Source organism: Streptomyces sp. R-07, from assembly GCF_049913175.1.
GTDB lineage: Bacteria > Actinomycetota > Actinomycetes > Streptomycetales > Streptomycetaceae > Streptomyces.
Map to the genome: position 1 here is coordinate 685,119 of NZ_CP183978.1, position 14,124 is coordinate 699,242.

The 14,124-nt window shown below is 73.3% G+C and carries 8 protein-coding genes; 6 read left to right on the top strand and 2 right to left on the bottom strand.

Going from position 1 to position 14,124, the window contains the following annotated elements:
* Window positions 1–128: 128 nt before the first annotated feature.
* Genes ACN9M0_RS03205 through ACN9M0_RS03225 form a run of 5 tightly spaced genes read left to right on the top strand, consistent with a single transcriptional unit; the run spans window position 129 to window position 8,434 of the window.
* Window positions 129–2,792, top strand: coding sequence for a glycosyltransferase (locus ACN9M0_RS03205; RefSeq protein WP_426403071.1), 2,664 nt, complete (start codon window positions 129–131; stop codon window positions 2,790–2,792).
* A complete protein-coding gene (locus ACN9M0_RS03210; protein ID WP_426403072.1) occupies window positions 2,789–4,489 on the top strand; it encodes an ArnT family glycosyltransferase in 1,701 nt (566 codons plus the stop codon). Before ACN9M0_RS03205 ends, ACN9M0_RS03210 begins: the two co-directional genes overlap by 4 nt.
* Window positions 4,486–5,874 carry an alkaline phosphatase family protein gene (locus ACN9M0_RS03215; RefSeq protein ID WP_426403073.1) on the top strand — a complete coding sequence of 463 codons (1,389 nt, stop codon included), beginning with the start codon at window positions 4,486–4,488 and terminating at the stop codon, window positions 5,872–5,874. The genes ACN9M0_RS03210 and ACN9M0_RS03215 overlap by 4 nt, the downstream gene beginning before the upstream one ends.
* A complete protein-coding gene (locus ACN9M0_RS03220; RefSeq protein WP_426403074.1) occupies window positions 5,871–7,196 on the top strand; it encodes a hypothetical protein in 1,326 nt (441 codons plus the stop codon). Before ACN9M0_RS03215 ends, ACN9M0_RS03220 begins: the two co-directional genes overlap by 4 nt.
* Entirely contained in the window at window positions 7,193–8,434 is a 1,242-nt protein-coding gene (locus ACN9M0_RS03225; protein ID WP_366035343.1) for an endo-1,3-alpha-glucanase family glycosylhydrolase, read from the top strand. Before ACN9M0_RS03220 ends, ACN9M0_RS03225 begins: the two co-directional genes overlap by 4 nt.
* On the opposite strand, the gene ACN9M0_RS03230 is transcribed toward ACN9M0_RS03225, so the two are convergent.
* Complete coding sequence (locus ACN9M0_RS03230; protein WP_366035344.1) at window positions 8,376–10,160, bottom strand: fibronectin type III domain-containing protein; 1,785 nt, start codon at window positions 10,158–10,160, stop codon at window positions 8,376–8,378. The genes ACN9M0_RS03225 and ACN9M0_RS03230 overlap by 59 nt on opposite strands.
* Before the next feature lie 298 nt (window positions 10,161–10,458).
* Here ACN9M0_RS03230 and ACN9M0_RS03235 point away from each other — a divergent pair, with 298 nt between their 5' ends.
* Window positions 10,459–11,583: a cytochrome D1 domain-containing protein gene (locus tag ACN9M0_RS03235; RefSeq protein ID WP_366035345.1), complete on the top strand. Its 1,125-nt coding sequence runs from the start codon at window positions 10,459–10,461 to the stop codon at window positions 11,581–11,583.
* Window positions 11,584–11,619: 36 nt separating this feature from the next.
* Here the strand turns inward: ACN9M0_RS03235 and ACN9M0_RS03240 are convergent, their stop codons facing one another.
* Complete coding sequence (locus ACN9M0_RS03240; protein ID WP_426403075.1) at window positions 11,620–14,040, bottom strand: RICIN domain-containing protein; 2,421 nt, start codon at window positions 14,038–14,040, stop codon at window positions 11,620–11,622.
* Window positions 14,041–14,124 lie beyond the last annotated feature (84 nt).

Sequence of the window (14,124 nt, forward strand, 5' to 3'; positions counted from 1 at the left end):
CAATCTGTATGTATACGTTGTAAATGGACATGCGTTGACAAGGGAGACAAGGCGGCGCAATATGTATGTTTAAAACGTAGACGTACGGCGACAGCAGCTCTGCGTTGTCCCCGCTGGAGGCCGCTGACATGGACGGCAATCGCATCTCCCGCACCGAGTGCTCCGAGCTGAACGACCCGCGCCCGCTCGTCCGGCCCCGTCTGACGCTCGTCATCCCGACGCGCAACGAGCGCGAATCCGTCCCACTGCTGCTGCGCGCCCTGGAACCGGCCTTCGACGGGCTGCCCGTCGAGATCCTGTTCGTCGACGACAGCGACGACGACACACCGGCGACGGCCGCGCGGCACGCCCCGGACTGCCGACTGCCGGTCCGCATGCTCCACCGGGCGGAGGGCGCCCGCGAGGGCGGCCTGGCGGGGGCCGTCCTCTCCGGCGCGCGCCACGCCCGGGGCGAATGGGCCCTGGTCATGGACGCCGACCTCCAGCACCCCCCGCAGGCGGCCGCCGCGCTCGCCCGCACCGCCCTGGGCCACGGCGTCGACATCGTGATCGGCACCCGCTACGCGGGCTCCGGATCAACCGGTGACGGGCTCGACGGCCCCACGCGCCGGCTCGTCTCCTACGGCAGCACGCTCCTCACCAAGGCGGTCTTCCCCTGCCGGCTGGCCGGCGTCAGCGACCCCATGAGCGGGCTCTTCGCCTTCCGTACCGCCGCGATCGACCTGGACCGGCTCAGCCCCCTCGGCTTCAAGGTCCTCCTCGAACTCCTCGTCCGGCACCCGGGCGCACGGGTCGCCGAGGTCGCCTACCGATTCGCCCCCCGTGCGGCCGGCACCTCCAAGGCCTCGCTGCGCGAAGGCGTACGGTTCCTGCGGCATCTGGCCCGGCTGCGCCGACCCGACCCCGGCGGGGCGCGCCGCGGCGACCCGGGCCGCCACGCGGTACCCGGCCGCCCCGGCCTCGGCGCCACCGCGCGGTTCCTGGCCTTCGGGCTCATCGGCCTCAGCGGCATCGTCGTCAACACCGCCGCCCTGTGGTTCTTCCACTCCGTCGCCGGAATCCAGCACCTCCTCAGCGCCACGCTCGCCACCCAGGTGTCGTCCCTGTGGAACTTCGCCCTCCTCGAGACCCTGGTCTACCGCGGCGGCCGGGGCGGTGACCGCCGCGCGGTCCTCGTCCGCGGCATCGCCTTCCTCGCCCTGAACAACCTGCTGCTGCTCGGCCGGCTGCCGCTCCTGGAGGTCTTCGTCCGCTCCGGGATCGGGCTGCTCACGGCCAACGTCCTCAGCCTCGTGGTGCTCTTCGTCGCCCGGTTCCTCTTCAGCGACCTGATCATCTACCGCGGCCCCCGTGACGCCGCGGCCCGCCGCGACCCCGTGCGCGTGCTCGTCGCCCCCGGCGCCACCGCCCCCGGTTCCGCGGCTGTCTCCCCCGCCACAGCGCCCTCCCCCTCCACGACCGGCCCCACGACCGGCCCCGCCACCGCGCCCGCGACCTCATCGCCCGCCCCGGCCCACCCCAAGCGCCCGCGCTATCTGACCTACCGTTACGACATCGCCGGCACCGTCACCATCGGCTCCCAGATCCGGCTGCCCGAGCTGGAGTTCTTCCGCGCCCAGTGGGTGCCGCCCGAGGCCTGCGACATCACCGTCCGCGTCGGCGACGTCGGCCGCCGGTTCCCGCGCCACCGCGCCGTCATGACCGAGATCCCCGGCCACGGCGCATCCCGGCCCACCACCGTGCAGTACGAGGAGCAGCTCGGCCGGTTCGGCGCCAACTTCCGCGTCGACATCGGCGACCCCATCGCCGTCGTCGTCAGCCCGCTGCTCGCCCGCTCCCCGCACGTCGTCTACACCAACGTCCTGGAGGCGCTGCTGCGCTTCGTGCTCGTCGCCCGCGACCGGATGCTCCTGCACTCCGCGTGCGTCGAACTGGGCGGCACCGGCGTGATGCTCTCCGCGCTCACCGACACCGGCAAGACGTCCACCGTCCTGCGGCTGCTGAGCGAACACGACGGGCGGTTCCTGTCCGACGACATGACCGTGATCGACGCCGCCGGCAACGCCCTGTGCTTCCCCAAGCCGCTCACCATCAGCGCGCACACCCTGCACGCCGTACGCTCCGACGACCTGACCCCGCACGAATGGCACCGGCTGCAGCGGCAGAGCCGCCTGCACTCCAAGGAAGGCCGCTCCTTCGCCTTCACCCTGGCCCGGCACAACCTGCCCATCATGGGCATCAACGCGGTCACGCAGATCCTCGTACCACCACCGAAGTACGCCGTCGACCGGCTCGTGTCCTGCCGGCTGAGCAGCGCGGTCAAGGTGACCGAACTGTTCGTCATCGAGCGCGGCACGCCCCGCCTGAGCGACCTCGGCCACGCCGAGACCGTCAGCCGGCTGCTCCTCAACACCGAGGACGCCTACGGCTTCCCGCCGTTCAGGTACTTCGCCCCCGCCATCACCGTGGACGGGCTCGACCACGCCCAGCTGCGCAGCCGCGAACGGGACGTCCTGGCCGGCTTCCTCTCCGGCGTGCGGACCCGCGTCCTGGCCTCCGACCGCTTCGGCTGGGCCGACGAGATACCCCGGCTGCTCGACGCGGACCGGCCGGCGATCAACGGCCATGCGGCCCCCGTGGCCGACGGGCACCCGTGGCCGCACTGGATGCCGGAGGCTCCGGAGGGCGATCGGCCCGTGCCCCTGCGCTCCGGCGGCCTGCCCCCGTACACCGCCGCCCGGACCGACTCCGGCGCCTTCCGGGAGAACAACCCCGGCGGGAGCACGCCATGATCCGTCCCGCGTACTCCACCGCGGACGCGCCGGCCTCCCCCGGCACCGACACCCGCTCGCGCACCACGGGTGACGCCCCGCCGGGGGCGGCCGGCTCCCCGGCCCGCCAGGACCTCCGCACCGCCCGCCGGCGCCGCACCACCGCCTGGGCGCTGCGCAGCGCCCTGCCGCTCACCGCCATCCTCGCCCTGGCCGCCTTCCTGCGGTTCTGGCAGCTCACCACGGTCGGCTTCAACAGCGACGAGGCCGTCTACACGGGCACCGCCGCCTCCCTCGCCGGCGACCCGACGATGCAACCGGTCTTCCCGGTCTTCCGCGCCCACCCCGTGCTGTTCACCGGCTTCCTGTCGCTCTTCCTGCGCGGCGGCGCCGACGACTTCACCGCCCGCGCGGTCGCCGCCGCCATCGGCGTGGTGACCGTCGCCCTCACGTATCTGCTGGCCCGCAGGCTCTACGGCCGCGCCGCGGGGCTCGCCGCCGCGCTGCTGCTCGCCGTCATGCCGTACCACGTGGTGGTGACCCGTCAGGTGCTGCTCGACGGGCTGATGACACTGTGCGCCACGCTGGCGCTGTACTGCGTCGTACGGTACGTCCAGAGCGACCGCCGCGACGGTCTCCCCTGGCTGCTCGCCGCCGCGGGGGCGCTGGGAGCCGCCGTGCTCTCCAAGGAGACGGCGCTGGTCCTCGTCTGCGGCCTGTACGTCTTCTTCGTCCTCAGCCGCTCGGTGCGGATCCGGCTGCGGCACGCCCTTCTGGCCACCGGTGTCCTCTGCCTCGTCGTCCTCGCCTTCCCGCTCTCGATGTGGCTCGCGGGCCACACCGGTACCGGGCAGAACTACCTGCAGTGGCAGCTCTTCCGGCGCGCCAACCACCCCATGGGGTTCTACGCCGGGACGGTGCCGCAGGCCCTCGGCTGGGCCACCCTCGTGGCCGCCGCGGCCGGACTGGTCCTGCTGCGCCACCGCACGGGCTGGCGCGAGGGCCTGCTGCTCTGCTGGATCGCGGCGCCCGTCCTGTTCTTCACCCTGTGGCCCGTCAAGGGCTTCCCCTACCTGCTGGCGATCGCGCCGCCGCTCGCCGTACTGGCCGGCCGCGCCCTCGGCGCCCTCGCCGAACTCCGGCTGCGGCCCGGCCGAATCCGGCTGCGCCTGCGGCCCGACCGCCTGCGGCTGCGGCCCGGCCTGCTCTCCGCCGTCGGCGCCGTCCTCGTCACGCTCGCCGTCGCGCTGTCCCTCGCCCTGCCGTCCGCCGCCCGCATCACCTCCGCTCCGAACGGCAGATTCCTGGCCGGTTCAGGCGGCCTGCCGGGCGGCCGCGAGGCGGGCCAGTGGGTGCGCGACCACGTGCCCGTCGGGGCGCAGCTGCTCGCCGCCGGCCCCTCGACCGCCAACGTGCTCCAGTTCTACGGGGGCAAGCCCGTCTCGGCGCTGTCGGTGAGCGTCAACCCGCTCCACCGCAACCCGTCGTACACGCCGGTGCCCAACCCGGACCGTTCGCTGCGCGACGGCGAGTTCCAGTACCTCGTCTGGGACTCCTACACCGCCCACCGCGCCCCGTTCTACGGCGAGAAGATCCGGCAGCTGGTCGCCAAGTACCACGGCACCGCCGTCTACACGTCCGCCCTGCGGGTTCCCACGTCCTCCGCCGACCCGACGCCCGCCCCGGTCATCGTCATCTACCAGGTGCGTGTGTCATGAAGCGGCTGAGCGTCCGTCTGCTGACAGCACTGACCGGCGCGGCACTGCTGCTCGGCCCCACCGCCGCCACGGCCGCCACCGGGGCCCGCGCCGACCCCGACCCGGGCGCCGGGAGCGCCGCCGAGCATCGCGCGGCCACCCCCATCCAGCACTTCGTCTACCTGATGCAGGGCCCCCGCACCTTCGACAACTACTTCGGCACGTACCCCGGCGCCGACGGCATTCCCGCCGGAACGTGCCAGCCACGCAGCGTCGGCGGCCCCGCCTCCGACTGCGTGCGGCCGTACGCGCTGCACGACATGGCACCCGCCCCGCTCTCCCCGAGCCGGAGCATCATCGCCCAGCAGGTGAACGGCGGGCGCATGGACGGCTTCGTGTCCGCGTACACCCGGCAGGGCCGGGACGGCACGACCGTCATGGGCCACTACGACGCCCGGGACCTGTCCTTCACCTGGGCCGCCGCCCAGCGCTACGTGCTCTTCGACAGGTTCTTCTCCGCCGTCCCGTACGGCACCGCCGCCGAACGCTCCTACTGGGTCTCGGCGGCCGCCCCGTCAGCGGACGACCGCCCCACCATCTTCGACCGGCTCCAGCAGGCGGGCGTCAGCTGGAAGTTCTACGTCGAGGACTACCGGCCCACCGAGAACTTCCGGGCCCCGGGCGCCACCCAGCAGGTCCGCGTCCCGCTGCTCGGACAGGCCCGCTTCCTCGACGACCCCGCCCTCGCCTCCCACATCGTCGACCTGGACCAGTACTACCGCGACCTCGACAACGGCACCCTGCCGTCGGTGGCGTACGTCTCCAGTTCGGGCTCCTCCGAGACCTCCGCGCGGTCCGTCGCCCCCGGCCAGAAGCTGATCCGCTCGCTGGCCACCCAGCTCGCCCTCAGCCCCTACTGGGACAGCTCGGCCCTGCTGTGGAGCTACGACGGCTCCGGCGGCTGGTACGACCACGTGGCCCCGCCGACCGCCGCCGACGGTCCGCGCGGCCTGCGCGTGCCGGCCGTCCTGATCAGCGCCTACGCGCCGGCCGGACACGTCGACCACCGGGTGCTCGACTCGTCGTCGGCGCTGCGCTTCATCGAGGACAACTGGAACCTGGCACCGCTCGGCGGGCGGGACGCCACCGCCGTGGGCCTCGCCGCCGCCTTCGACTTCTCTTCCGCTCCACGGCCCCCCGAAGTGCTCGCCGTCCCCACCGCGCGTCCCGCCGTGCGGCCGGTGAACGCGGCCATCGTGTACGGGCTGTACGGCGGGGTGCTCGTCGGAGCCGCGGTGGTCGTCACCGTCGCCGCGCTCCTCGCCGCCCGCAGGCGCTCCGCGGGGCCGCCGGCTCCGGCAGGCCCGTCGCAGCCGTCCCACGGGCCGGAAGGGAGCCCGCCGTGAACCGCCGTAGCGTCCACCGCCACGGGGTCGCCGTCCTCGCGCCGCTCGCGGCCCTGCTGATGGCGGCCGCCGGTCCGACCGCGTACGGCCACTCCGCCACTGCCGGGCCGACGGCCTACAGCCCTTCCCCCGCCGCCGGGCCGACCGCCTACCGCCCCTCCCCGACCGCCAACGGCCACTCCCCCACCGCCGGGCCTGCCCTCCCCTCCCCATCCTCCGTCGGCACCCTCCACCCGGACCTCGCCGCGTCGGCCGTCACCGTCACCTTCCGCACGGTTCCCGCGGTTCCCGGGGTCCGGATGGTGTTCGCCGGCACCACCCTCGTCACGGGCGCGGACGGCACCGCCTCGTACACCGGCGCGCGTACCGCGGAGCGCCAGTCGCTGCGACTGCTCGACACCTCCGTGAACACCCCGGACGCCCGCTACCGCTTCGCCCGCTGGGCCGGTCAGCGCGACCCGGACCAGGCGTTCCGGACCCGTGTCGACGGGCTGCCGCTGCGCGCCGACTACACCATCACGGCCGGGTTCACCGTCCAGTACCCGGTGACCGTCTCCTTCGCCGACCAGCACGGCGCGCCCCTGGACCCGTCCCTGGTCTCCGCGGTGAGGGTCAGGGGCTCCGACAACCGCACCACCGACCTGTCCGTGTCCGGCACCACGTGGCTGAACGGCGTCATGCCCGTCTTCCGTGACAGCAGCCTGACGCCCGTGCCGATCGGCTACACCCTGCGGAGCCTCGTCTACGACGGCGCAGAGATCGCCGACGCCGGACGGCAGGGCTTCCGGCCGGACACGGACCGGCACGTGACCTTCACCGGCGCCTTCCACGACCTGACCGTCACCGCCCACGACGCGCTGTTCGGCTCGGCGGCGGGCAAGCAGGCGACCGTCACCGGCCCGAACGGGAAGGCGCAGACGGTGCCGCTCGGGCCGGACCACACCGCCGTCCTGACCCACCTGCCGCGGGGCCGGTACAGCGTCGAGGTCAAGGCCCCCGGTGGCAGCACGAGCCCGCGCGAGGTGCAGCTGTCCCAGGCGGTCACGGCCGATCTGACGGTGATCAGCCGGGCCGACGTGCTCGTCCTCACCGCCGTCGGACTGGTGCTCGTCGGGGTGCCGGTCGCGATCCGGCTGAGGTTCCGGAGCCGGGCCCGCCGCACCGCCGCGGGTCCGGCGCCCGGCGCCGGGGCGCGGCAGGAAGCCATGGAGCCGCGTGAGCCCGTGACGCCGGACGGGGCCGTGCCACCGGGGCGGTCCGAGCGGCCGGGGGGAGCCGGGGAGGCGCACGACCCGTCACCGCCCGGGGCGGCCCCCCGATGAGGCTGCTCCACGCGCTCCTCGCGGCGCTGCTGCTGTGCCTGCCGGGCACCGGTGCCACGTCACCCGGCCCCCGGCTCCCCGTCGCACCCGCCGACGACAGCTCGCGTCCGCCGCTGCTCGCCTACTACTACCAGTGGTTCAGCGCCGGTTCCTGGCAGCGGGCCAAGACCGACCTGCCGCTCGCCGGCCCGTACTCCAGCGGCGACGCGGCGGTGATCGACCGCCAGATCACCGAGGCCAAGTCCGCGGGGATCGACGGGTTCATCGTCGGGTGGAAGCACGGCACCGTGAACGACCGGCGGCTGCGCGCGCTGGTCGACGCCGCCGAGGCCCGGGACTTCAAGCTCGCCCTGATCTACCAGAGCCTGGACTTCTACCGCCGCCCGCTGCCCGTCGCCCAGGTCGCCGCCGACTTCGGGTACTTCCGGGACCATTTCGCCGACAGCCCCGCCATGCTGCGCGTCGGCGGCCGCCCGCTGACGGTCTGGAGCGGCACCTGGCGCTACTCGCACGACGACGTCGCCCGCGTCACCTCCGGCGTCCGCGGCGAACTGCGGGTGCTGGCCAGCGAGAAGAACGTCGACGGCTACCGGCGGATCGCCGACGTCACCGACGGCGACGCCTACTACTGGTCCTCGCCCGATCCCGAGACCACTCCCCGTTACGCCGAGAAGCTCCAGGACATGGCGCGGGCCGTGCACGCCGACCACAAGATCTGGCTGGCTCCCTGCGCGCCCGGCTTCGACGCCCGGCTCGTCGGGGGCTCCGAGCCCGTCCCCCGCCGGAACGGTGCGACGCTGGCGGCCGAGTACTCGGCCGCGCTCCGGTCCTCGCCGGAGGTCATCGGGCTGATCAGCTGGAACGAGTTCTCCGAGAACACCCATGTCGAGCCCTCCCGCGACAACGGAGACCGTTATCTGCAGGTGCTGCGCGAGCTGCGCGGCGTCCCCGCCACCGTCGCGTCGGGTGACGGTCTCGGCGACCCCACGACCGCCCCGTCCGGGAACAGCCCCCGCCGTTCCGCAGCCTCGCCGGACCCCTCCCGCGCCTACTGGGCGTTCGCCGGCCTGGCCGCCCCCATGCTGCTGATCACCCCGCTCGCGGTGCGCCGCCTGCGGCGCACGGCGGGTCCGGGGCCCGCGCCGGCCGCGGAGCGGCGGACGGGCCCCGGACCAGCGGTCAGCAGGTCACCGCGCCGGACCTCGCGGCGGTGTTCCCGGCCAGATCGCGCGCCCTGACCTCGTAGGTGTAGGAAGCGGGGCACACGGCCGTCTTGTCACTGAAGGTGCGCACCTCCTGGGGGACGGTGGCCACGTAGTTTCCGTTGCGGTACACGTCGTACGTCGCGACCCGCCGGTTGTCGGTTGCCGCGCCCCACGTCAGCTTCATGGTGGTGGAGGCGGACCGGGTCACCGTGAGCGAGGACGGCGCGGACGGCGCGGTGCCGTCGGCGGAGAAGTCGTAGGTCTGTGCGTCGAAGGTGTTGCCGAGGGAGTCCGTCGGGGTCACCGTCAGCGTCGAGCCGTTGACCGTGACGAGCAGGAAGTGGTGCACGTTGGCGTCGGCGGCCGGGATCGGTACCGAGGTGGGGCAGCGCTTGCCCACGTTGGAGCTGTAGGACCAGCCGCGGGCGTAGGCGTCCGTCGGGGAGCAGCCGTGGCCGCCGATCGAGCTGAGCTTGGCGCCGGCGCCGCCGGTCACGTAGCTCGGCACGCCTCCGGGCGGGGCGACGTTGCGCTGGTAGATGTGGGAGTGGCCGTTGAAGGCCAGGTTCACGCCGTTGTCGTGCAGCAGCTGCTCCAGGGTGTTGGTGCTGCCCACGTTGTTCTTCAGGTAGTCGTCGTCCGGTTCGGTCGGGTCGTCGGAGCGCAGGGGGAAGTGGAAGGCGGCCACCTTGACGCCGCCCGGGTGCGCGGCGAGGTCCTGCTGGAGCCACTGGTACTCGGCCGAGGTGGTCGCCCAGTGTGCGGCCGCGTCCACCTGGTAGATGGCGCAGTGGTCGGTGCCCTGGCAGTTGTTCCCGTCGGCGGTGCCGGTGTTGCTGTCGCTCCAGGACGTGTCGAGCATGTAGAACCGGACTCCGCCGCTGGTGAAGGCGTAGTACGTCGTCGGGTAGGACGCGGGGGTGCTGCCGAAGAACGACGGGTAGCTGACCTGGGAGTAGACACCGTTCGAGGCCGCGGTGACGGCGCTCTCCGGCCAGGTCGGCAGGAGGGTGGTGTTGCGGCCGTGGTTGCCGTTGACGGCGAACATCGGCACCTTCTGGCCTGGCGCGGCGTAGTACTCGGGCGCGAAGACCGCGCTGATGTTGACGCCGGACTGCTGGAGGTCGCCGTAGTTGGTCTGGCTGCCGCTGGGGTAGGCCACGTCTCCGGTGGACAGCGCGAAACGGGCGCCGCTGGCGGCCAGCCGGGACATCACGTTGGCCTGGTCCTGGTTGACCGCGCCGCTGTTGACGCCGTTGCTGGTGGTGTCGCCCCAGTCGCCGAGCACCGCGAAGGTGAAGGGCGTCGGCGAGCCGTCCGGAACCATCGTGGTGAACTCGGGCGAGGGGTTGGTGCCGAGCAGGTCGATGGGCGTGGCGTCGCCGGTGTAGACCCGGTAGCAGTACGGGGTGTCGGGGCTGAGGTTCGGCACGGTCACCGAGTTGGTGTACTCGGTGACGCCGTTGACGGTGATGGTGGTGCCGAGGGCGGCGGACGTGACGGAGTTGGCCGTGCAGTTGCCGAGCGGCCCGTACTTCACGGTCTGCCGGCTGCGGGTGGTGGTCGCCCACGTCACCCGGGTGGAGGTGGGCGTCAGATCCGTGAGGTAGGGGGCCCGGGTGAGTACCGGCGAGGCGCCGGGCAGGTCGGCGTGGGCGGCGGTGGGCACGCCGAGGGCCGCCGACAGGGCGCCGAGCGCCACGGCGGCGCCGGCGAGCTGGAAGCCGCGGCGTCGTCCGGCGGATGCGAGCACAGGCATGGCACGGGTCCTTTCAGCCTCCGCTGCGGCCGGTCGAGGGCGTCGGCCAGGAGACGGGTGGACGGAGGCACCCTCGGGAACGTACGGGCGGCCGGCGGCCGGGGCGGGCCAGCGCGGCCGGACCGCGGTCCGCGAGGCACCGCATTCACTCGGTCGGGGCCCGTGGCGTCGGCCGGTCGGGCGACAAGGCGTGTCCTTCGGTCTCGCCTCCCGCCCGGTGCGGAAAGAAGGACAGGACCCATGCGCTCCCGCACCCGTGCCGGGGGCTGCCCGATCGCTGCCCCCTTGGAGGCCCCCCGTGCCGGCACGCGACGTTCAGGAAGCCCCCCGCCGTCGGTCCGTCCGGTGGCTCCGCGCGGCCGTGGCCGTCGTGGCCGCCGCCGCCTCGACGGCCGCCGCGCCCGCGACGGCGACGCCGCGGCCGCCGCACGACGTGCCGGCGTCCGACCGCGCCTACGTGTCCAACGCCACCGCCAGGACCGTGTCGTTCCTCGACACCGACGACAAGAAGGTCACCCACACGGTGGCGGTGCCGGCCGGCGCGGCCGACGTGGCCGTCTCCTGGCAGCGGCACCGCGCCTACGTGACCGGCGGCAGCGGCTCGCGCACGGTCACCGTCCTCGACACCGCCCGGGCCAAGGTGGTCGGCACCATCCGGGTCGGCGACCGGCCCGAGGGCGTCGCCGTCAGCCGGGACGGCCGGCGCGCCTACGTCACCAATGCCGACTCCGGCACGGTCTCGATCATCGACACCCGCCGCGACCGGGTCGTACGCACGGTCCGGGTCGGCTCGTTCCCCAAGGGCGTTGCGGTCTCCCCCGACGGGAGGCGCGTCTACGTCGCCAACCTGCTGTCCGGCAGCGTGTCGGTGATCGCCGCCGCCCCCGGCCGGGTCGTGGCGACCGTTCCGCTGGGCACGGACATGGCCGCCTACGACGTGGCCGTCAGCCCGGACGGCTCGCTGGCGTACGTGAGCACGGGCAACGGGACCGAGTACGTGTCCGTCCTCGACGCCCGTGCGGCCACCGTCCTCGACTCCGTGCCGGTCGAGGCCGGCGCGGAGTCGCTGGCCGTGGCGCCCGACGGGGCGTCGGTGTACGTGAGTGCCGGCTTCGGCAACGACGAGGTGTCGGTCATCGACACCTCGGTCGGCACCGTCGCGCGGAGTTTCCGCGTCCCCGGGGGCGCGGAGGGTCTCGCGCTGGGCTACGAGGGGCGGCAGCTGTACGTGGCCACCGGCCTCGGCTCGCACTCCGCGGTCCATGTCGACACCGAGACCGACCGGGTCATGGGCATCACGACGGTCGGCGCGGGACCGATGAGCGTGGCCGCCGAGGCCGAGCCTGAGCCGGTGCCCACCCGGGCGGGCACGAAGCGGCACGTCCACTGGAAGACGGGCCAGGACCGGGCAGGCTCGCGCTGACGCTCAGCAGGGGAGCCGGACCACCGGCCGATCCTTTTAGGAGGTGGTGAGCTGCTGGCTGGTGACCGTGCCGCAGGCGTACTGGACGGCCTCGGCGCCGTTCGCCGTGGAGGCTCCGCTCACGTCCAGGCACTTGCCGCTGTGGCGGGCCAGCAGGGTGAGGTAGCCGTCGGACGACCTGTGCACCGACCACTGCTGGTTGGCGCCGCCGTTGCAGCCGTACTGGAAGACGGTCGCGCCGTCGGCGGTCGACTCGTTGGTGACGTCGAGGCACTTGCCGCTGTGCCGGGCGACGACGTTGACGTAGCCGCCGCCGGTGGGGCGCATGGACCACTGCTGGTTGGTCGCGCCGCCGCAGGTGTACTGGACGACCTGGGCCCCGTCCGCGGGGGAGGCGCCGCTCACGTCCAGGCACTTGCCGCTGTGCCGCATGCGCAGGGGCGTCCACGTGTCGGCGGCGACGAGGCGGAGGGTCCAGGACTGGTTGGCCCCGGTCGTCGGACGGTAGACGCCGACGGGCGCGCCGTCGGCGGTGGACTCGCCGCTGACGTCCAGGAGCTTGCCGCCGGCGCTGTTGACGAGGGTGTGGTGACCGTCTCCCGTGGTGGACAGCATCCATTTCTGCTCGGCCGAGGTGCCCGGGGCCACCAGGGCGAGGCCGTCGCCCTGGGCCGCGAGCGCCTTGCCGTCGGCGACGCTCGTGATGCGGTAGGCCGCGGTGCTGCCCCAGTCGGTCGTGGCGAGTTTGGTGAACGTCCACTGCTGCGCCGCGGTGCCGGGGCTTGAGGTGCGCTGGACCAGTGCGCTCCGGCCGTTGCTCGTGGCGACGGCGAGGGCCTTGCCGCTGTTGTCGTTGAGCAGCTGCCGCGCGGCGCCGGTGGGAGCCGTGGTGTCGGAGGCGTTCACGCCCGTCGCTCCGGGCAGGACGAACGTGGTGACGGAGCCCGGGCCCACGGTCGCGGTGAGCGTCCTTCCGGCGGGGGTGAGGTCGCTCTCGCGCTGCAGGTCCTTGGTGCCGTCGGTGGTGTAGCGCTGTACGGCCCCCGTGCCCACGGACTGGAACCCGGCGAGGTTCAGGGTGAGCCGCTGCGGCTCACCGGTGGGGTTGGTGTGGACGACGACCGCGCCCTGTCCGGCCGGTCGCAGGGCGGCGAAGGTGTCGGCGTCGTCGGTGTTGATGACGCGGGCGCCCGGACGGACGAACTTGGTGTAGTTCGCCATCGCCCAGTACTTCTTGTTCTTGCGGAGGGGTTCGGTGGCGGCGTCGGCGGGGGTGAAGTCGGTCTGGATGAGGCCCCAGTTGGAGTTCTCGTGCGCCGGGGTCATGTTCTCGTAGTCCTCGACCGCCTGCCAGAGGACCCAGGCGCGGGGTTCCAGCTCGCGGAAGTCCTCGTTGACGTGCCGGGCGAGGTCGAGGGCGGGGCTCATGTCGGTGAAGCTCTGCCCGACGCTGCCGCCGATGTCCACCTCGGACATCCACAGCGGGGTGGCCGTCCCCTTGGCGATGTCCCGGACGCCGGTACGGCCGTTGGTGCCGTACGTGTGGGTGTTGAGCCTGCCGACCGCGGACTTGGCAGCCGTGTCGTAGTTGTCCCAGTCGTTGCGGAAGACGTTCGGGTTGGTCTCGTCCATGGCGGCGAGGGGGGTGGTGATGCCGTCGGCGTTCAGCCGGGCCCGCATGGTGGTCATCATGCGGGCCTGTGAGGCGGGGTCCCAGTGGGAGCCTTCCTGCCGTCCGCCGGCGCGCCAGTAGTCGGTGCCCGGCTCGTTGACGGGGGAAAGGGAGTCGAAGGTGACGCCGGTGGCGGTCTGCGCGCGCTGCAGTGCTCCGGAGAGGTACGCGGCGAACCGCTCGTACTGGTCCGAGCGGAGGTTGTCCTTGCCGGGGTCCTGCGCTCCGGAGACGAGACCGCTGTTCGTCATGAAGTACGGCGCGGAGTTGGAGAACGCCTCGAAGGTGTCGGCGCCCCTCGCCTTGGCGGCGGTGAGCCACCAGCGCTGTGCGGCGTCGGCGTTCGGGTTCCAGTGGGTGGGGTTGTCCGGGTCCCACCAGTCGGGGGATTCGGGCCCGGGCCGGTTCCACCAGCCGGGCACGGCGGCGCCGGGCCGCATGTAGGGGGTGGTCTCGGAACTGTCGCCGCCGCCGATGTTGTAGCGGGCGATGGTGAAGCCAAGGCCGTCCGCGCCGTAGAGGGCGTCGGCGAGCGCGTTGCGCTGGGCGTCCGGCCAGCCTCCGGTGACGTTTGCGAACCAGGCGAGCGCCGTGCCCCAGCCCTGGAACGGCTGTTGCTGGTAACTGGGGTCGGGCCGGACGGTCACCGCCTGCCCGGTGCTCTCGGCCGCCGCGGGGGTCACGGGTGTGAGGCCGGTGGCGAGGAGCGCGGCCACGGCGGCGGTGCCCAGGACCGCGCCGCTCCTGGGCATGCGGTTCGGGGGTCGTTCACGGGTGGAGGACATGGTCGGTCTCCCTGAGTGGATCGTTGATCGCCGAGGGGGCCGCCGGCGAAGGGCCGGCGCGGCCCGGTGGGCGGGACGAACGGT

Excerpts from the sequence above, each read along its gene's own strand:
- ACN9M0_RS03215 (WP_426403073.1), top strand. The coding sequence starts at position 4,486 with ATGAAGCGGCTGAGCGTCCGTCTGCTGACAGCACTGACCGGCGCGGCA.
- ACN9M0_RS03205 (WP_426403071.1), top strand. The coding sequence starts at position 129 with ATGGACGGCAATCGCATCTCCCGCACCGAGTGCTCCGAGCTGAACGAC.
- ACN9M0_RS03225 (WP_366035343.1), top strand. The coding sequence starts at position 7,193 with ATGAGGCTGCTCCACGCGCTCCTCGCGGCGCTGCTGCTGTGCCTGCCG.
- ACN9M0_RS03240 (WP_426403075.1), bottom strand. The coding sequence starts at position 14,040 with ATGTCCTCCACCCGTGAACGACCCCCGAACCGCATGCCCAGGAGCGGC.
- ACN9M0_RS03210 (WP_426403072.1), top strand. The coding sequence starts at position 2,789 with ATGATCCGTCCCGCGTACTCCACCGCGGACGCGCCGGCCTCCCCCGGC.
- ACN9M0_RS03230 (WP_366035344.1), bottom strand. The coding sequence starts at position 10,160 with ATGCCTGTGCTCGCATCCGCCGGACGACGCCGCGGCTTCCAGCTCGCC.